General features: G+C 34.1%; 17 protein-coding genes and 2 tRNA genes. 11 read left to right on the forward strand and 8 right to left on the reverse strand.

Features of this window, described 5'->3' with window-relative positions; genetic code table 11:
- The first annotated feature begins 69 nt into the window (after positions 1-69).
- From dph5 to NMY3_RS09770, 3 genes are all read left to right on the forward strand, one after another.
- The gene (gene dph5, locus NMY3_RS09760; protein ID WP_196815689.1) at positions 70-1179 is read left to right on the forward strand and encodes a diphthine synthase; all 1110 of its coding nucleotides are present in this window, start codon (positions 70-72) and stop codon (positions 1177-1179) included.
- Positions 1180-1255: 76 nt separating this feature from the next.
- On the forward strand, positions 1256-2758 hold the full coding sequence (locus NMY3_RS09765; RefSeq protein ID WP_196815690.1) for an RAD55 family ATPase: 1503 nt from the start codon (positions 1256-1258) through the stop codon (positions 2756-2758).
- 57 nt (positions 2759-2815) lie between these two features.
- Positions 2816-3763 (forward strand): metallophosphoesterase family protein, encoded by a 948-nt coding sequence (locus tag NMY3_RS09770; protein ID WP_196815691.1) that lies wholly within the window; start codon positions 2816-2818, stop codon positions 3761-3763.
- Positions 3764-3779: 16 nt separating this feature from the next.
- On the opposite strand, the gene NMY3_RS09775 is transcribed toward NMY3_RS09770, so the two are convergent.
- The gene (locus tag NMY3_RS09775) at positions 3780-4700 is read right to left on the reverse strand and encodes a transcription initiation factor IIB (protein WP_196815692.1); all 921 of its coding nucleotides are present in this window, start codon (positions 4698-4700) and stop codon (positions 3780-3782) included.
- A 199-nt stretch (positions 4701-4899) separates the two neighbouring features.
- Here NMY3_RS09775 and NMY3_RS09780 point away from each other — a divergent pair, with 199 nt between their 5' ends.
- Positions 4900-6258, forward strand: coding sequence for a glycosyltransferase family 2 protein (locus NMY3_RS09780; RefSeq protein ID WP_231100417.1), 1359 nt, complete (start codon positions 4900-4902; stop codon positions 6256-6258).
- Positions 6259-6356: 98 nt separating this feature from the next.
- On the opposite strand, the gene NMY3_RS09785 is transcribed toward NMY3_RS09780, so the two are convergent.
- Positions 6357-6454 (reverse strand) — tRNA-Leu (locus NMY3_RS09785).
- Positions 6455-6597: 143 nt separating this feature from the next.
- Between NMY3_RS09785 and NMY3_RS09790 the strand changes: the two genes are divergently transcribed.
- Together NMY3_RS09790 and NMY3_RS09795 are read left to right on the forward strand one after the other, a co-directional pair.
- The gene (locus NMY3_RS09790; RefSeq protein ID WP_196815694.1) at positions 6598-6891 is read left to right on the forward strand and encodes an OB-fold nucleic acid binding domain-containing protein; all 294 of its coding nucleotides are present in this window, start codon (positions 6598-6600) and stop codon (positions 6889-6891) included.
- 585 nt (positions 6892-7476) lie between these two features.
- Complete coding sequence (locus NMY3_RS09795) at positions 7477-8697, forward strand: hypothetical protein (RefSeq protein ID WP_231099994.1); 1221 nt, start codon at positions 7477-7479, stop codon at positions 8695-8697.
- 16 nt (positions 8698-8713) lie between these two features.
- Here the strand turns inward: NMY3_RS09795 and NMY3_RS09800 are convergent, their stop codons facing one another.
- Together NMY3_RS09800 and NMY3_RS09805 are read right to left on the reverse strand one after the other, a co-directional pair.
- Positions 8714-9040, reverse strand: a complete 327-nt coding sequence (locus NMY3_RS09800; protein ID WP_196815696.1) for a hypothetical protein — start codon at positions 9038-9040, stop codon at positions 8714-8716.
- A 70-nt stretch (positions 9041-9110) separates the two neighbouring features.
- Entirely contained in the window at positions 9111-9755 is a 645-nt protein-coding gene (locus NMY3_RS09805; protein WP_196815697.1) for a DNA-3-methyladenine glycosylase, read from the reverse strand.
- 43 nt (positions 9756-9798) lie between these two features.
- On the opposite strand from NMY3_RS09805, the gene ahcY reads away from it, so the two are divergent.
- Positions 9799-11055: an adenosylhomocysteinase gene (ahcY, locus tag NMY3_RS09810; protein ID WP_196815698.1), complete on the forward strand. Its 1257-nt coding sequence runs from the start codon at positions 9799-9801 to the stop codon at positions 11053-11055.
- 102 nt (positions 11056-11157) lie between these two features.
- Positions 11158-11232 (forward strand) — tRNA-Val (locus NMY3_RS09815).
- 25 nt (positions 11233-11257) lie between these two features.
- On the opposite strand, the gene NMY3_RS09820 is transcribed toward NMY3_RS09815, so the two are convergent.
- Both NMY3_RS09820 and NMY3_RS09825 read right to left on the reverse strand, forming a co-directional pair.
- Positions 11258-13039 (reverse strand): DUF2070 family protein, encoded by a 1782-nt coding sequence (locus tag NMY3_RS09820; RefSeq protein ID WP_196815699.1) that lies wholly within the window; start codon positions 13037-13039, stop codon positions 11258-11260.
- A gap of 16 nt (positions 13040-13055) precedes the next feature.
- On the reverse strand, positions 13056-13226 hold the full coding sequence (locus NMY3_RS09825; protein WP_196815700.1) for a preprotein translocase subunit Sec61beta: 171 nt from the start codon (positions 13224-13226) through the stop codon (positions 13056-13058).
- Positions 13227-13346: 120 nt separating this feature from the next.
- Here NMY3_RS09825 and NMY3_RS09830 point away from each other — a divergent pair, with 120 nt between their 5' ends.
- Entirely contained in the window at positions 13347-13853 is a 507-nt protein-coding gene (locus NMY3_RS09830) for a TIGR00725 family protein (protein ID WP_231099995.1), read from the forward strand.
- 79 nt (positions 13854-13932) lie between these two features.
- Here the strand turns inward: NMY3_RS09830 and NMY3_RS09835 are convergent, their stop codons facing one another.
- Positions 13933-15072 (reverse strand): 3-hydroxyacyl-CoA dehydrogenase family protein, encoded by a 1140-nt coding sequence (locus tag NMY3_RS09835; protein WP_231099996.1) that lies wholly within the window; start codon positions 15070-15072, stop codon positions 13933-13935.
- A gap of 57 nt (positions 15073-15129) precedes the next feature.
- Positions 15130-16437 carry a DEAD/DEAH box helicase gene (locus NMY3_RS09840; protein WP_196815701.1) on the reverse strand — a complete coding sequence of 436 codons (1308 nt, stop codon included), beginning with the start codon at positions 16435-16437 and terminating at the stop codon, positions 15130-15132.
- 348 nt (positions 16438-16785) lie between these two features.
- On the opposite strand from NMY3_RS09840, the gene yciH reads away from it, so the two are divergent.
- Both yciH and NMY3_RS09850 read left to right on the forward strand, forming a co-directional pair.
- Complete coding sequence (yciH, locus tag NMY3_RS09845; protein ID WP_134485289.1) at positions 16786-17094, forward strand: stress response translation initiation inhibitor YciH; 309 nt, start codon at positions 16786-16788, stop codon at positions 17092-17094.
- 129 nt (positions 17095-17223) lie between these two features.
- Positions 17224-18129, forward strand: coding sequence for a CPBP family glutamic-type intramembrane protease (locus NMY3_RS09850; protein WP_196815702.1), 906 nt, complete (start codon positions 17224-17226; stop codon positions 18127-18129).
- The last annotated feature ends 3 nt before the right edge of the window (positions 18130-18132 follow it).

Genomic DNA, 18132 nt, shown 5'->3' on the forward strand with positions numbered 1-18132 from the left:
ATGATTCACAATGTGCATCATATATTGATATAAATTAGAATAATTACTAAGATGAATTAATATCATAAAATGTTGTATATAATTGGCATCGGTATCAATGAGTTCGAATCCTTACCACTAGGATCAATCGAAATACTAAGAAATAGTGATATTGTATATGTTGAGAGATTTACAGGATTTATTTCAGATGAATTTATTGAGAGTCTACCTGATAAATTACAAAATACAAACGCATCAAAATCGATAATCAATACCAAAATTAAGTTCATTAAGAGATGGTTTATTGAAGACGGAAGAGAGATCCTTGATAATGCTCGAAAATCCCAGGTTTGTGTTCTAGTCTACGGTGACCCTTTAGTAGCAACCACATACAACGAGCTACTTGTAAGGGCCAGAAAATTATCCATAGATTTTAAAGTTGTTCATTCTTCCTCTGGAATCTTGTCACTAATGGGAGAATCTGGTCTTCAACCTTACAAATTTGGGAAAATGGTCACCATGATGGACGATCCAATGTCTTCAATTACTGTCTATAACACAATCTATGAAAACATGTGCCTTGGGCTGCATACCTTGATTCTTACCGAATATAACAATGATGATGGAATAAACAATTTTCAATCAAGTTCTGATCCATTTTTTTTGCCTCCCGGTAGGGTAATAGAACTCTTACTAGAAAGAGAAAAAGAAATGAAACTACTGAATTTTTCTGATGATTCATATGGAATGGTAGCAAGCAAAATAGGACAAAAGGAATCAACTTTTAATTCCGGCACAATAAAGTCACTATTAAAGTTGGATTATAGAGGTGGACCCAATTCGATTATTATTCCAGGAAGACTACATTTTACCGAAATAGATTCAATCAAATATCTTACTACAATGTTTGATGAGCCAACTGATAATACCATGCGTCTCTCCCGGTTAGCATACCGTATGTTGGACAAATACATCCCAAATACAAAAATCGCCGTTGATAACATGTATCAGCTTATAAGAACAGCTACGTCCGGGCTTTCAAAGGACTTTGCCCCAGTCATTGAAAATGCCGAAAACTACTTACTCGACGCACAAGATTTTTACAACCAAGGAAAACTTGAACTAGCTATATTGAGCGTGGGGTACGCTGAAGGACTGATCGATTCTATTCGATTTCAAAAAAATATGAACCCTTGGTAAGTATTTATATACTAATTTTTTATAGTTGATAGTTTAGAATTGTTAATAGAATATCTTAGTTTAAATCTATCAAGGAATGTCCGAGAGCAACAGAAATTCTGCCAATGATGATAACAATAACATCAATAATACGGACGTCGAAAAACCCAGACGGAGAAAGAGAAATCCAGTGGGTCATTTTCCAAGGGAGCTCCTTAAATTTGTCAAAAACGATTCCTATTCGTTACTCATCAAAGGCAACCCTGGAACTGGTAAAACTACCCTTGCACTAACTTTATTAGATAATCTTAACGATGATAGTAACTACTTTTATATTTCAACTCGTTTGTCTTTGAAACAATTATTATTGTACTATCCTTGGGTCGAAAAATTTTTCTCCAAGGATGAGAACAAATCTGGCTATAGATTTGAAGATGCCCGGCTAGATGAACCTGAATCATTATTTGAAAGAATCACTAATCAATTAATGGATGTAAAATCTCCGGTCATAATAATCGATACATGGGACACTATTGCATCTTTTATGGACCGAGAATCTCGATTAAATAATGAGAGAGTGTTGCAGATCTGGAGGGAGCGAGCAGGTGCTAAATTAATCTTTCTAAGCGAAACATTCGATCTAGGAATATTAGATTCGATTGTTGATGGAGTTATTACTTTGAATAATAGTATATCTGAATCTACTAACAACAGACTAATGACAATCAATAAACTCAGGGGGCTACCAATTAGGTGTAGTAGTTACTCATATTCGTTGTATGAAGGAGTATTTTATACATCTGACCTAGTTAGGGATCTAAACTTGTTTTCATCATTTGAAAAAATAAAACCATTTCATGAGAGGTCAAATCTATCTACTGAGGGGTCAAAACAGTCAAAGGCCAGGAAAGTTGACAAATTTGAATTAAGGGAACTTTTTATGAAGAATAGTTTTATTATAATTTTTGTAGAAAATGAGATTAGTAATGAACTGTTGATATCATTGTTATTAAAACCGCTCTGTTTTTGGATGGACAAGACCGATCACAAAATGATGTTAAATAATTTCGGCCTGGGTTTCAGGTATTCTTGTGCGCGGATATTGAATTATCACTTGTCTAAGGATAAAGTTACCAACAAACTAATAACCCAAGAAATTGATTTTTCAAGCTCTTACGGAATCCATAGGGACCAATCTGATATGGAAAATTTTCATGGCCGTGAGAACGGGATTGTTTTTGAAAAAATAAAACAATTAAGTGTAAACTCAAAGACAAGCAATGATCCAAAACTTTACAATTCTTTACCCAAACAAGACGAAACAAAAATCCTTAATATCTTAAATGCGGCTAATTTGTGGTCTCTTATAGAAAATGAATCTATCTTAAAAATATTGCAAGATAACTTTGCCAAGAATGTGATCATTGTCAATAACTCCAAACAGAACTTAAATCACCAACTCATGGTGAAAGGTATTATTGTAAAAATGAACTTGGTTGGAAAAAACGTTTTGATAAGACTTTTGGATGATGATATTACACTGTTTGAAACTATAGTCGAAAGATCACAATTGTTTGTCGAATGGCGTCCTGTTCTTTGATCATATATGGTCCTCGTGCGTCAATAAATTTAATTTTATCAGTGATGAAATTAACAAATGGATAGTTTGCTAACATCTTTCGATTATACATTTGAGGAGAGCAGAAAGTTATTCGAAAAGATAACTTTAATTCACAATGATCAAAATCTTCAAGGATTCATTTCAGACATTGGTATGAGTTCAGGTGACTATCTCAATTTTCAAATACCAGATAATTTAGTTGTGATTGGAGACTTGCACGGTGATTTTACTTCTTTGAAAAAAATAATGAATAAGATTACCTATAAAGAGTATCTAGAGACCGAGTCAAACATCCTAATTTTCTTGGGTGATTATGTAGATAGAGGAAAATATTCCCTGGAAGTTCTGCTTTCCCTGTGTAGTATAAAATCTCAATTTCCTAATAATATGTTCATGTTAAGAGGTAATCATGAAGCTTATCATCGATTCCCATTTTCGGCCTTTGATTTTCTCAGTGATCTCCATAAAAAATTTGGTAGTTCTGCCCAAACTCTTTATTCTAATACAATAATACCATTTTTTGATTCCCTCTCTAGTATTTGCGAAATAAATGGATTTGGACTTTTAGTGCATGGAGGGTTACCAATCATAGAAGATGTGGAATTTTTTAAAAACTATAAATTCAGATTGTCTGACATGAAATCAGACGAAGAATTGTTAGAAGAGTTCCTTTGGAATGATCCTAGGGAATTTACCGATAGAAATTGGCAGGCCTCAAATAGGGGCCTAGGTAAATACTTTGGAATCAATATCACAAAGAATTGGCTCAATCATACTAATACCAAGTTGATAATAAGAGGTCATGAACCATGTATGGGTTACAAATTCAATCACGAGAATAAGGTGCTGACACTTTTTTCATCCAAAGATCCATATCCTAAATTTGAATCCGCTTATTTGCAAATTTCAAAAAAACAAATAGAATCTCTGAACTTAACTGCCGATATTAAAAAATTTGTTCATGGGGTTGAGGATGTATTTTAATTATTTCTATACCCGTTTAGAGCTCCGTCTTCGACTTTATTTCTTTACATCGTTTTCTTAATGATACAGTTGAAATCTCTGCAACTTGGCATATTTCGACTTGTCTTAAAAATTCATTACAATTCTGGGAAGCAAGATAAATTATGGATCCTGCCAGAGCCCTAGGATTTTTACCTATTGAAATTCTGTTTTGCTGTACTAGTGAGAATATCCGAAGAGCTTCTCTCTTGGTCTTTTCGCTTAGTTGCAGGCGGTTACATATCAGCGTAACATAATCAGGTCCATGCAAAACTGGCATCTGCAGAGAAAGTTCCTTTAAAATTAATTTATAATGAGACATGATATCTTTGGTGGTTATATTACAAGCTGTTGCGATATCTGTAATGGTTTTAGGAGTAGCTGTTTCTCTGCATGCTGCATATAAAGCTGCCCCTACTAACCCCAGTGTTGAACGTCCCTTGGCTAATTTCTTGATTGCTGCCTTTCTGTATATGTAGGCAGCTCCTTCTATGACCGCTTGACTTAAGTATAATTTATCTCCAAAATTATTCAAGAGTTTTAACGCTTTTTCTAAATTCCTAGAAACAGAGTCATTAAGTTGAGCTCTGTTATTCCAAGTTCTTAATCTTTGGATATTATTTTTTTGAGAAGAATCTAAGGCTTTCCCTCTTGCATCAGTGTCCCCGATTCCAATTAATGTAGAAAGCCCCTTGTTATGAATTGCAAGTGATTCAGGCATGCCTGTTCTAGTTCTGTCGTTATACCCTGAATTATTCCTAAAGCTTGCCATAGAGTCAGAATTCGGGTCCTGACTAGATACACAACCGCACGATGAGCATACATATTCAAAAGATACATTATCAAAAATAACAGAATCACTTTTACAAAATTCACATACTAGTGGCTTTGAATTCTCTACCTTGCCTTCTGGATGCATAAAACTATATTCAATCCTTTATCACTTATAACAGTTATTATTTATGTCTTTTCAAATAATTAAGTATAGCTATGTTAGCGTTAATAGTACCATGTCTAAGTTTTCCTTGGGAAAATATTGAGTTAATAAACGATTAAATTATTAAATAATAATGATATTAATTATTTAATTGATTGACAATCCTGCTTTATTGATAGCTATGATTCTATGGATATTCTTTATTCCCAATGCCGTTAAATTATTTTATAGGTTTGTCAGAAACAATAAACAATTTATAGAGAAAGATCTTAGGAGAATTCCCAATGATCCAAAGATTATTTTCCAAATTACTACAAAATCCGCTACTAAGACAAGTGTTGTAGAACGCGGAATTCAATCGATTATTGATTCTTGCAAATCTACAAAGTACGGTAAGTATGAGATTCTAATTGTAACTGAAGATCCTAAAGATATTAAAACATTGGAATCAATGCCTTGTAAAGTTCTTTGCGTGGAAAAGAGTTTTTCACCTAACGCCATTAAGAAAGCTAGAGCACTCCAGTTCGCCATAGAGTCAAGAAGAAAACTAAAAAAGCAGAATTCTGACCATTGGATTTTTCATATGGACGATGAGAGTTATGTGGTGCCTCAGACTATCCTCTCTATTTTGAAATTTATACGGGAAAAGAAGGGGATAGCAAGCGAGGGTCCGATATTTTACCCTCTTAAATTTGAAAAAGCTAATAGGATTACTGCTTTGGCAGAATCTATGAGAGCTTTCGGTTGTTTTGAATGTGTTACACATATGCATAATCCTCCTCCAATACATATGCACGGGAGTAATCTTCTTGTCCGATCAGATGTGGAGGACAAAATTGGTTGGGAATTTGGACCTATCTTGGCGGAGGATCAAAGATTTGGATATGAATTGTTTAAGAAATATGGAAGGAATTCCATGGGTTGGCATGGAGGAATTCTATTAGAACAACCTCCACTTGACATCAAAGATCATTTTATGCAGAGGAGACGCTGGGTGATAGGTAACTTACAAAATATAGAGAATTTTTCAAGGCTTTTTAAGGCTCGTTTAATTTATAAATGTACATCATTTTTTCTTGGGTTTGTGTCTGGAGTAATCTCTTTAGCCTTGGCCTTCTATATCAATATCCCTAAAATAATGAGTGTGTTTTCATATGCGAGTTTTGATTGGAACAATAACATTAATTTTGATTTGTATCTTTGGTTTGATAGAATAGTACATATCAACAGTTCATATAACGAGATTTTTAGACCACTTTTTGATATCCAGGTTTTTGATAGCACACTTGCATTGATCTTGCTTTTTTCAAGTACAGTTTGGCTATTGGGTTATCAAGTGGGACTCTTTCTTAATCTCAAGTATACCAGAATTGGACGCTCAAAGCGAATATCTTTACATATTCAGACTTTTCTACTGGCCCCATTTTTGGGATTAATGGAATCGTTTCCTGCGTTTTATTCAATTATCGAATTTTATTTCTTTAAGTTAATAAGGCATAATAAATTAAAATCTTATGATTTTTACGTTGTAAAAAAGTAACACTCTATTTATCGAGGTTACAGGTCACTTAGAATTGCAATCCTTAGTGATCGTATTATTTTGGATATTCTTAAAACAGCGCAAATCTTGAAAAGCGATGGAGGAGGTGGGATTCGAACCCACGAACCCCTAAAGGACGGGATTTCTTAATTTAATCTTGAGTCCTGCGCGTTTGACCAGGCTACGCGACTCCTCCTTTGTAAAACTAATGAATAAAACTCTGTATATAATCTTTTGACCTTGGAATAGTGCCGAAACCCCGTATGCAGTTAAGAAAGTTGATAATTAGAATGATAAAATTTTATATTAATTAGAACTAAACATAATGAAAAGATGGCAATGAAGATAAATGAACTAACGAATGATATGAGACATGTTACAATTGAAGGTAAGATAGAAAAAATAAGTGAACCTAGGACAGTGAATTTACGCGCAGGAGGCTCGGCGCTTGTAGCTGATGCTATGATATCCGATGATACAGGTAGCATAAAGCTATCGCTATGGGATGATCAAATAAAGATGGTTAAAGAAGGTGACAAGATATCGATTGAGAATGGCTATACCCAAGCTTTTAGAGGGGAAAATAGTCTAAACATTGGACGATACGGAAAAATTGCAGTTTTGGATGAATAAATAAATTCTTTTAACCTATCTTTATATATATTTTTATTAGGCCGAACGACAAGAAACACTTTGGATTGTTTTACTTACGATCCTTTCAATCTTGATAATTGTTAATTAGATCCGACGGTTTGGAACTATTTGGATTCTGATAATTTATTCAAATAAAACACTAAAGTCCCTGCAGAAACTCAACATAATCTAATGATAAATCTCCCTCAAAATTCCATAGATTTACATGCAGATATGTCTGTACACATTGATTATTGATCCTGGACCTCTATTTAGGTGGCTTTGGTTTCAAAAATTCATCGTTCCCAGTTTCTGAAGTTATTACTATCATATTTTTATTGAGTGGCTTCAGAATGAAAATTTGATTATTCTTGAAATAATCTTAATCTGATTTGCTATTTGCTATTACGGTTAATATTCTTCTTTTACTGCTACAAAATCACACTATAATTTTATTTTATATCATAACGAAATCATTTTGTTATGCAATTATTATAAACCCCTATATTTTATAGATTGTTTTTCATAATAATGCATTATCTTAAATGTTGTTCTATTCTTTTTCTAATTATTCCAACTCTTTTCTTGGCAAGTTCTTATAGTTCGGTTTCTTTTGGGGCAACTGATAAAGCCCATGTTATAACCCCATCAAAAATCATTTGTTGCAAGGATGATACTAGTGCAGGTTCAGATTCTACTTCCACTTCTCTTGCAAGCCCATTAAAGAAAGTAAGTACTAAACCTATCCAATCAGATGAGGCAGTTGAAACAGAGAAAACTGATTCTACTTCCACTTCTCTTGCAAGCCCATTAAAGAAAGTAAACACAGATGAGAAAAAAATCATAACCCCATCAAAAATCATTTGTTGCAAGGATGATACTAGTGCAGGTTCAGATTCTACTTCCACTTCTCTTGCAAGCCCATTAAAGAAAGTAAGTACTAAACCTATCCAATCAGATGAGGCAGTTGAAACAGAGAAAACTGATTCTACTTCCACTTCTCTTGCAAGCCCATTAAAGAAAGTAAGTACTAAACCTATCCAATCAGATGAGGCAGTTGAAACAGAGAAAACTGATTCTACTTCCACTTCTCTTGCAAGCCCATTAAAGAAAGTAAACACAGATGAGAAAAAAATCATAACCCCATCAAAAATCATTTGTTGCAAGGATGATACTAGTGCAGGTTCAGATTCTACTTCCACTTCTCTTGCAAGCCCATTAAAGAAAGTAAGTACTAAACCTATCCAATCAGATGAGGCAGTTGAAACAGAGAAAACTGATTCTACTTCCACTTCTCTTGCAAGCCCATTAAAGAAAGTAAGTACTAAACCTATCCAATCAGATGAGGCAGTTGAAACAGAACAGTTGAATCATGAATCTTCCAAGGAAGATAATGAGAAAGGAAACCTTTCTGACCTAATTCAAACTAACCTAGGCAAATTGCGTAATGTAAATCCAAATGAGATTGAAGATAACGACATAGATGCAAAAGACAACAACAATGATGATAACACCAATGATAACGACATAGATGCAAAAGACAACAACAATGATGATAACACCAATGATAACGACATAGATGCAAAAGACAACAACAATGATGATAACACCAATGATAACGACATAGATGCAAAAGACAACAACAATGATGATAACACCAATGATAACGACATAGATGCAAAAGACAACAACAATGATGATAACACCAATGATAACGACATAGATGCAAAAGACAACAACAATGATGATAACACCAATGATAGATTAGATGAATTGAGAACGATTGTAAGCTCAGTTTTCTCTTAATTCATAATTAATTTAGTTATTTTGAATTAATCAGACATTCTAGAATCTTGAACATGTTTTTTACTTCTTTTGAAGGCCCTTTGATGTCTAGCTTAATCCCACCATTAATTGATATCTTTGCCAAATTTAGTAATCCACCTTTTTCCTTGTATTCTAAACCTTGCAATCTCTCAATTTTTTCGCAAATAACATCCTCTGATTTGTTTATAAATCCGCTTTCTCTGTAAAGTAAAATCCTCTTATTTGTAATGAACAAGTCATACTTTTTGTTGGCATATCTAATGTCCCTTCGACAAACAAATTTCACTTTTTCTTCAGGTACTAAGAAATCTTTAAGAGGCATTTTAGAATGATTTCTATTTAGCTATATATTGAATGTAGTCTATGGATTTAATCTGTTTAGTAATTATATTTTAGCTTCTTTTGGACAAGAACTTGCTTGGTTGATATTGCAAACTATGATGATCTTGATTTAGCATTATAAATCTCCATTTTTTTTCAATTCCTGTTGAGATGCCAATTCTGGTAGTTTGATCTACTATGAATTTGTGAAATTGAGAACTACTCTCGTTTTCCTCAAAATAAAAATAATTATTTACTGCAATATCGGTTGTATCAAGATTGTTATGTTTGATGGTAATCTTAAAGGCCTGGGTTAATCTTCCTGGTCCCGTAGTCAAATTATATATATTTTCTGATTTCCTTAACAACTTCATGAGGCTTATTCCTTCGATAGGCTCCATGGACCGAATTAAGACTGCTCCTGCCGTTTGATTGTGATTCCTTGCTACGATATTGAGACAATAATGGTTTCCATAAACAAAGTAGACATATAGTCTTCCTACTTCTCCAAACATTGAGGCATTTCTAAGAGTCAATTTTTTATATGCATGGCTTGCAGGGTCATCTGTATACCCATAAGCCTCTGTTTCTGTAATTATCCCAGTGGTCTTGAAATAATTGCCCATAAAATTTGTGTACTTGACTAACACCTTGCCAATAAGAGAATAAGCTACCTTGACCGTATCATTCTCAAAAAAAGATTTTTTGAGCCTCACCAAATGTGTTAAAGTAATATAAGGTTTCTATATTTTTTTACCTATGGAATATAGAATAAAGGATATTTCCTTGGCTGATAAAGGTAAAAAAAAAATTGAATGGGCTGAAGCAAATATGCCCGTATTACTATCTTTAAAGAATAAGTTCAAAGAATCAAAACCACTAAAGGATCTTGTAGTTGGTGGCTGTTTGCACGTAACGAAGGAAACAGCGGTTTTAACCAAAACACTTGCCGCTGCAGGAGCCACAATAGCATGGTCAGGGTGTAATCCGTTAAGCACCAGTGATGATATTGCTGCCTCACTAGTAAAAGATGAAGAATTGTCAGTTTTCGCTAGCAGGGGAGTATCAACTAGCGAATATTATGAAGATATATACTCAGTCCTTAAGTTCAATCCTGACATTACCATTGATGACGGAGCAGACCTTACAATCGAATTTCATAAAACATTTGATAAATACGGAAAGAATATCATTGGTGGAACTGAGGAAACTACCACAGGAGTCTTAAGATTGAAGGCACTTGAAAAAACATCAAAACTTAGTTATCCTATAGTAGCCGTTAATGATGCTGAAACCAAGCATGACTTCGATAATGTTTATGGTACAGGCCAATCTGCTTTAGATGGTATTATTCGGGCAACTAATGTTTTGATTGCTGGTAAATCCGTAGTCGTTGCAGGGTATGGGCATGTGGGCAAGGGTATAGCTAGCAGGGCCAGGGGATTAGGAGCATCAGTAATTGTAACTGAAATTGATCCCATAAATGCCCTAAAAGCAAGAATGGATGGATTCATAGTTGCTACTATGGATGAAGCAGCCTTAATTGGTGATTTATTTATTACATCAACTGGTTGCAAGGATGTTATTGTTGGTTCTCATATAGAAAAAATGAAGAATGGTGTGATCCTTGCTAACGCAGGACACTTCAATGTAGAAATTTCTATTGAAGAAATCAATGGTATGGCCAAAAGTTCGAAACATGTTAATGAAAATGTGGAACAATTTGTTTTAAAAAATGATGCAAAAGTAAATGTAATTGGAGAGGGAAGACTAGTAAACCTGGTCGCTGCAGAAGGTCACCCATCAGAAGTTATGGACATGAGTTTTGCTAATCAATTCCTATCTGTAATTAACCTTGTTAATAATAAGGGTAAATTTGAAAACAAAATTTACGAGATTGACAGAGACCAAGACTTGCTTATTGCAGGTCTAAAGTTAGAGGCAATGGGGATAAAGATTGATAAATTATCTGAAGTACAAAATAAATATCTTAGCGAATACGGTGAGGGGACTTAATCATCCAATTACAATCTTTCACCACTTATCATTTTAGCGAAGGCTTGGTAGCCAAAAGTTAATTAATCTTCATATTTTATCTCTAGAAGAGCATTCGGTGCTGGATGGGTGGTCTAGTCTGGTTAGGATACCTGTCTCACACACAGGTGGTCGAGAGTTCAAATCTCTCCTCATCCACCTAGATTTATGCCTTAGTTCAAAATCACGTAAAGAGTAGCATTAATATATAAACAACAAAAGTAATTGCCAGAAAAATCTTAGTTACTAGAAATGATTTCTCTAGTGCGTTTGAATAATCGTCAAACTGGTCGTTTCCCATAACCATAACTTGACTTTCTATCTTGAAAACATCAAATGTAGAAATATCAAGAGAATTCTTTGCTCTTGTAGCCAAGGATTTGAATACGTTCAATATTTTAGACTCTGGAGTCACATCACCTAATGTGTAATAACCTTTGATATTTCTCTTTCCAGATGTGGAATGTGTATCAGAGGTACATACTTCAATAACCTTCAAATTTTCTGCTTCAAGGGCGTCCACAATTTTTTCTCTAAATCCATTCTTCATATTATTAGAATCGATCCAACAGAGTGAATAATCTATCTTGTTGATTGAGATAATCAATAATCCAAATTGGCCATGTCCGAGGTCAGGCTGTTTCAATAAATCTTTATTGGTCTGTTCTTCTATTTGATAGCTGTTTGCATATCCTATTTTGAAGGGAAATTGTTCTGATTCTCTTAGCTTTATCAAGCATTCCTTGCCAATTTTAATTAGTACTTCGATATTTTCTTGTTCGATTTTTTCCCCAAGAGAATTATGAGCATCGATAATCAATATTTGTTCAAAACCGATCTGCTTCGCATACATTTCAAGTTCTGTTTTAACATCAGGAGGTATGTCCTCCATCCCTGAGGGAGATTTTGAAAACATGATTATTACATTTTTCCCCAGGGCCAATCCACTACAATTACAATCCTGATTGCGGATTGTCAGCGGAATTGAGCATTTGTCACCTGCCTCTAGATGGTTGTGCTGGTCTAATGACATTAGGTATTTTTCAACCTCTTTTTTAGAGGGTATGTTCAAAGAATGATCAGAGACGCTGTGCATGACCATAGCAGAATTTGAATAAAATTTAAAAATATCGTAAGGCAAATTGCTACCACCTATTGGATTAAATGGGCCCGGATGAAGTTCTGGCAGTACAATTGAAATTTCTTTTTGATTCTTAGGTCTTAATTTTACGATTAGGGTATTAACCATTTTAGGACTTGCCTTAGCTTCTGCAATCTTTTCCATTTCATCAGACTTGTTCTCGGTCCATGCAATAAGAAAAGCTTGTAATATCTTAAAGGCACTAGTAAAATTGGGTCTACCAATTCTGTCTATTACTATCGTCCATAATACACCAATAAAGAGGATCACCGACCCGAAAACATAAACCGTGAAGTTTGTGTAAAATATATGGTTAAAGTAAAAAAAGGAAAATAAAATGAAAATGATCAATGGTTGAATGAATGATATCGGAATAGATCTCTTTAACGATGCGCCAAATACTGATACGAAAATACCTATTCTTAGACCTATGGCCATAAACATTCCTTGCAAAACGAAGTTAATGTTTGGTGTATTGGTGTTAATAATAAATTCTGAAATATATCCACCGATTACGGTCAGAGTCCAAAGTAGATTTGCAAATGCAGCTACATGTAAGACTTTGGAGAATCTATTTAGAGGCGTACCACGCAAAGAAAGATAGTCGAAAACAAGTGTCACTGAAAATACAGATGCAATAATTGGTAAGCTTATTAAGAAATCAGCAATGGAGTGCGGAGTTATTACGAAATTAATTAGCGCTATATTTGTAATTAAACTTAAGATTGCTATTAGAAAAGAAAATTTTTCTGAAGATGGGTTTATGTTTGTAAAAAGCCATCTTTTATGAAGGCTGGAAACACTATCAGACTCAAAATTACTCATTAATAGTCAAAAAAAATTAGACTGGAATCAAAATTTTTATTGCTATTGAAATGGCAATTAAAGCACCTGCAATTCCTAATATTATTTCTGGTTTTACTTTAATACCTTTAGTTTCATCTTCAAAAAACCTTAAAAGCCCAGCACTTGATGCAGGTAAAGGTGCATTCTTCTTCGCCTTCTTACTCATATTTAAAAATTTGTACAATGGAAATAAAAGCATTTCTGTATTAAAAAAAGAAAAAACATCTAATCAGATTCTAAATTATATTTAAATTACTTGTCTTTTACATTAACTAGATTGAAACGAGTGCAAATCGGTGTTATAGGATACAACAGCGGCTCTCTTCCAATCAAATCGAAAACACTTGATTTGGCCTATGAGGTGGGTAGTTTTATAGCGAGAAAAAATGCTATTTTGGTTTGCGGGGGTTTAGGAGGCGTGATGGAATATTCGTGTAAAGGCGCTAAGGATAATAATGGTTTTACAATTGGAATAGTTCCACAAGAAGACTATTCCAGTGCCAACAAATACTGTGATGCGGTAATATGTACAGGCGTTGGATTGTCCAGGGATTTTATCGTGGCGTATTCTTCGGACGGTCTTATCTCAGTAGGAGGCGGTGTGGGGACCCTAATTGAGCTGTGCGTTGGATATATTGCAAAAAAACCAATGATCTCAATCTCTGATAGTGGTGGGATTTCTGATATTTACGGGGGGAAATATTTAGATGAACGCAATAGAATGATGATCGAGAAAACAGAGTCTCCGATGGAGGCAGTGGAATACATATTAAAAAGGAATGAACTACGATAAACGTAGGATTGATTGTACCTGATTAGAGTAAGAGTAAATATTGCCTTAAAAAAAATATCTTTAGTGGATCAAAATTACTCTATTTTATGGAGTACAGATATTGATTAGGATGATAGAAGGACCCATATTTTGATTCCAATTCTAGTAATTTACCTATGACGTGACTGGGCCCAATCTTTTTGAATATATCAAATATATCCATTTTTAAGCCCATGCCCAACCTCAATGCAACGTTCAGATCTTCAATACTACAAACCTGGTTTTCAATTAGCCATGAGGCATTGTTAGCTGCGACTCCTATAATCGAATAAGGATCGTATTCAGATGCCTTTTCCATGGTAAGATCTATTCTTTCATAATTGTCGCCCTTGTATTCATAAAAGCCACTACCGGATTTTTGACCCAAGTTTTGATTATCATACTTCTCTTTTATTTTTGGATGAGGCAGAAGGACTGATTTGTCCCTTAGATTCATTTCATAAGAGGCCTTATGGATAACGTCAAGGCCTGTATAATCGGCAAGTTCAAAAATTCCCATTGGAAATTCCAATTTGAATTTAACTGCGGAATCAATTACCTCCTTAGAGACATGGTCTCTCTCCATCGAGAATAGTGCTTCATGTACCAAAGGTATAAAAACCCTATTGACGATAAATCCAGATACATCCTTATTACAAACTACTGGACGTTTGTTGATTTTATTGATATAATTTGTGACTTCTTGTGTTACTTTAGCATCGGTTCTGGTTCCTGGTATCACTTCAACTAATTTCATCAATTGGGGAGGATTAAAAAAATGAACACCAATGAATTTGTCCGGTCGGTCGGTTAGACTGCTCAATTCTGTTATGGGTAACGTACTAGTATTTGATGCAAAAATGATGTTCTTTTCTGCTAAACTATTCAATTCTTGATATACTTTTTTCTTTAAATTAAAATCTTCGGGTACCGCTTCAATTATCAGATCCGCTTCGTGTATTGCTGTCTGAAGGTCAACGAGAGGGGTAATATTATTATAAAAAATATCAACTTCTTCTACAGTAATCTTATTTTTCTCTGCAAGCTTTTGTAAAGACCATCTTATCTTTTCCATTGCCTTATCCAAGAATTTTTGTTCAATGTCACGTAATACTACTTTGTAGTCTGCCATTGCCGAGACTTGAGCAATTCCGTGACCCATAATTCCTGAACCTAAAACCGTTATATTTTTTATTGACATACTCAGCGGTTAGATAGAATCAAAATATAACTTTTGTTTTCTCCCGGCTAACTTGATCTAAAATTCATCTGTAATTCGAGTTTGTTTCGTTCCCCTTCGTATGATTTTACTGCTTTTCTTTCCCACAGCCTTGTCTACCATTCTCAGGATATTATTATCTCTTGTCTCTTTAGCATGTATCAAATATATCCATGCACTGTCCTTTTCTTTTGTTTTCCTGATGACTCTACCAATCCTTTGAGCAATCTGATTAATGTTAGAAGTATTAGAAAGAATTATGGCTATTCTGACCTGCGGAATATCAAAACCTATCTCCAGCGTGTGGACGGACAATAGAGGATAAAAATCTACACCCCATTTTTCAAGGATCATTTTACGGTCCTTTGTCTTTATTTTTGAATGGATTATCTCTGATTTGATATTTTTCTTTTCAAGGGTTTCCTGCAAAGTTTTGATTGAATCTATAGTTTCACTGAAAACCATTATCTTTTCATTATTGTGTTTTTCAATTATGGAAACCGCTTTTTCTAATTTATGTTTAGATGAATTAAGTAAATCCTTTCTTAATCTTACTTGGTTAAACCATTCTTTCGCATACTTTGAGCGCATTCCCCCTTGGTAGAGGATCTTTGAGATAACGCCTGGATCATAAGCGTTTAGCTTGTATGAAATATTTCTTATGGATTCACTGGTTTTTTTGTATCTGTCTTTCTCTTCGCTTGTAAGGCTCACCTCCATGGAAACTACTTCAGGTTTTGCCAATCTGCCATCATCCACGGCTTCTTTGATAAGGTATTTTTTCACTGGCGGAATTATGTCAATAATTTCCTTATACTTTGGGTCTAACTCATTAATGGTAGCTGTTAGACCTAAAATTTTTCTTTTCGGATCAGCAGTAATTATTTTAAATAGTCTCTTGAAAGAAAAGGCGGTGTTACTTAATAAATGAACTTCATCGAGAATGACCAATTTTGCATTTTCAATTAAAGGAAAATTATTTATTGCACTTTGATAAGTAGAAATAGTGATCTCTTTTTGATCTTTTTTTTCTCCATAGTATGTTCCTACATGTTCTTTTGAAATGTTGTATCTCAAGAGTCTGTTAACATTTTGTTCAATAAGGACGATCCGAGGAACAAGGAATAAAATGTTAAAAGAATTTGTTAAATCGTCTTTGATTTGCGCATTCCTCATTACTTCAAGACATGCTCTCTTAGCGCTCTCGTATGCAATTTCCGTCTTACCGGTACCGGTTGAATAAATAATGGATCCTCGATAGCCGTTCTTAATCCATGAATCGACTGCCGCTACTTGATCTGGCTTTAACGCAAAGGGAAATCTAAGTGAGGATATGGCAGGAGACATATCATTATTTACGTCCTTTTTTATATAATCCTTCCACAATTAAGAGTGTACTAGATTAAATTTACTATTTATCAAATAGAACACCGGTTTTCAAAATTCGTAGTAGATTTGAGCAAATCCTTGGAATTCAACAAAGAAAACATAGCCAAAACTCGTTATGGTTTGGACCTTTTGAAATCTTGAGGTATCCGCGAAATTCTAATATTGATTTCGAAATAATGTGATATTTGTTAAATCCACTTCTATTCCAGATTCAATTGTCCTTTTCGTAAAGATCGTTGACAGGCTAAAAAATTAATGGCTAAGGAAGGCTTAATAAGAGGAATTAGGTATATGAAGCAATAATAGATGGCTGTAATATGCAAAAAATGTGGCCTACCTGACGATTTATGTGCATGCGGAGAATTAGATAAAGAAGATACACGAATTGTAGTAAGATTGGAAACCAGACGATTTTCTAAAACAACTACAATGATTGAGGGTTTAGATCCAAAAATTAATGACATTCATACAATTGTTAAAGAACTAAAAAGCAGGTTGGCATGCGGCGGTACAGCAAAAGATGGCTTTATCCTTTTACAAGGTGATCATAGGGATATTGTTAAAAATTATTTAGTAGTAAAGGGTTTTAACGAATCTTCTATAGAAGTAATGTAGGATAATAAAATTAAGAAAATACCTTTGTTAAATAAATTATCTTTGAATAAAGTTTTAAGTGTTGTAGATGACATGTTAGTCGTTATCATTATTTTGGTAACGACTTTTTCTTTTTTTATAGGAGTCTTTTTGGTTTTTTTTACTAACGTTGGTGATGTAGTTCAATGGCATAGCGATGTTCCTCTGGATTTTTTGATATTGGGCCTTTTTGGACTTAGTTCAATAAATTTCAACTTAGGAATTTCCTTCGTGTTTTTTTTGATTGTTTACTTGGCATGTTATATAATTTGTTTCTTAAAACCTATTCCAATCTTTCAGTTATCTTCTGTGAAAAAGCCATTTCGCATGTTGGGACTTGAAAGAATCAATATCCAGCGAGATAATTATCTAGCCATAACTATTTCTTGGTTTTCGGGTTATTTCGTACTCTCAATTTTGATTGATGTTATACAACAGTTATTTGGTGTAACGTTGGGAAATCCTTTAACGGCTAACCCGTTATTGTCTTTTTTTTATCTGACTGCGGCTCCTCTTAATGAAGAAATATTCTTTAGGGTGATCCTTTTAGGATTACCTTTATTCATATTATTCGTTCCATTTGGTAAAGGTTTATTCCTTTCAACACTCTATCATCCATACAAGAATGTTCCGTATGAGAAAGGAAAATACACCACCTTAGCAGTAGCAATTATTATTGTATTGAATTCACTGGCTTTTGGATTATCTCACGTACTATTTGGAGGAGGCTATGAATTAGGAAAAATAACTCAAGCTGCTTTGGGTGGCGTTATAATAGCTTGGTTATACTATAGATACAGTCTTTCTTCAGCAATAACTTTCCACTGGATTTCTAATTTTGTATTTTTTGCTTACAGTATTTTTGGATTTTTCTTGTTCAAGAGTCCATGGAATACTGAATCGGACAATATATTCCTGGCTATAGTTTCAGTAGTTTTCATAGTAATGGGTATCATTTTTTTGTATGGGCTTACAGAACGGTTAATTAAAAAATATTTGAAAAAATCAAAAATATAAATT

It is taken from the genome of Candidatus Nitrosocosmicus oleophilus (assembly GCF_000802205.1).
Taxonomy (GTDB): domain Archaea; phylum Thermoproteota; class Nitrososphaeria; order Nitrososphaerales; family Nitrososphaeraceae; genus Nitrosocosmicus; species Nitrosocosmicus oleophilus.

Excerpts from the sequence above, each read along its gene's own strand:
- ahcY (WP_196815698.1), top strand. The coding sequence starts at position 9,799 with ATGGAATATAGAATAAAGGATATTTCCTTGGCTGATAAAGGTAAAAAA.
- NMY3_RS09835 (WP_231099996.1), bottom strand. The coding sequence starts at position 15,072 with ATGTCAATAAAAAATATAACGGTTTTAGGTTCAGGAATTATGGGTCAC.
- NMY3_RS09770 (WP_196815691.1), top strand. The coding sequence starts at position 2,816 with ATGGATAGTTTGCTAACATCTTTCGATTATACATTTGAGGAGAGCAGA.
- yciH (WP_134485289.1), top strand. The coding sequence starts at position 16,786 with ATGGCTGTAATATGCAAAAAATGTGGCCTACCTGACGATTTATGTGCA.
- NMY3_RS09820 (WP_196815699.1), bottom strand. The coding sequence starts at position 13,039 with ATGAGTAATTTTGAGTCTGATAGTGTTTCCAGCCTTCATAAAAGATGG.
- dph5 (WP_196815689.1), top strand. The coding sequence starts at position 70 with ATGTTGTATATAATTGGCATCGGTATCAATGAGTTCGAATCCTTACCA.
- NMY3_RS09775 (WP_196815692.1), bottom strand. The coding sequence starts at position 4,700 with ATGCATCCAGAAGGCAAGGTAGAGAATTCAAAGCCACTAGTATGTGAA.
- NMY3_RS09800 (WP_196815696.1), bottom strand. The coding sequence starts at position 9,040 with ATGCCTCTTAAAGATTTCTTAGTACCTGAAGAAAAAGTGAAATTTGTT.
- NMY3_RS09765 (WP_196815690.1), top strand. The coding sequence starts at position 1,256 with ATGTCCGAGAGCAACAGAAATTCTGCCAATGATGATAACAATAACATC.
- NMY3_RS09840 (WP_196815701.1), bottom strand. The coding sequence starts at position 16,437 with ATGTCTCCTGCCATATCCTCACTTAGATTTCCCTTTGCGTTAAAGCCA.
- NMY3_RS09825 (WP_196815700.1), bottom strand. The coding sequence starts at position 13,226 with ATGAGTAAGAAGGCGAAGAAGAATGCACCTTTACCTGCATCAAGTGCT.
- NMY3_RS09790 (WP_196815694.1), top strand. The coding sequence starts at position 6,598 with ATGAAGATAAATGAACTAACGAATGATATGAGACATGTTACAATTGAA.
- NMY3_RS09780 (WP_231100417.1), top strand. The coding sequence starts at position 4,900 with ATGATTCTATGGATATTCTTTATTCCCAATGCCGTTAAATTATTTTAT.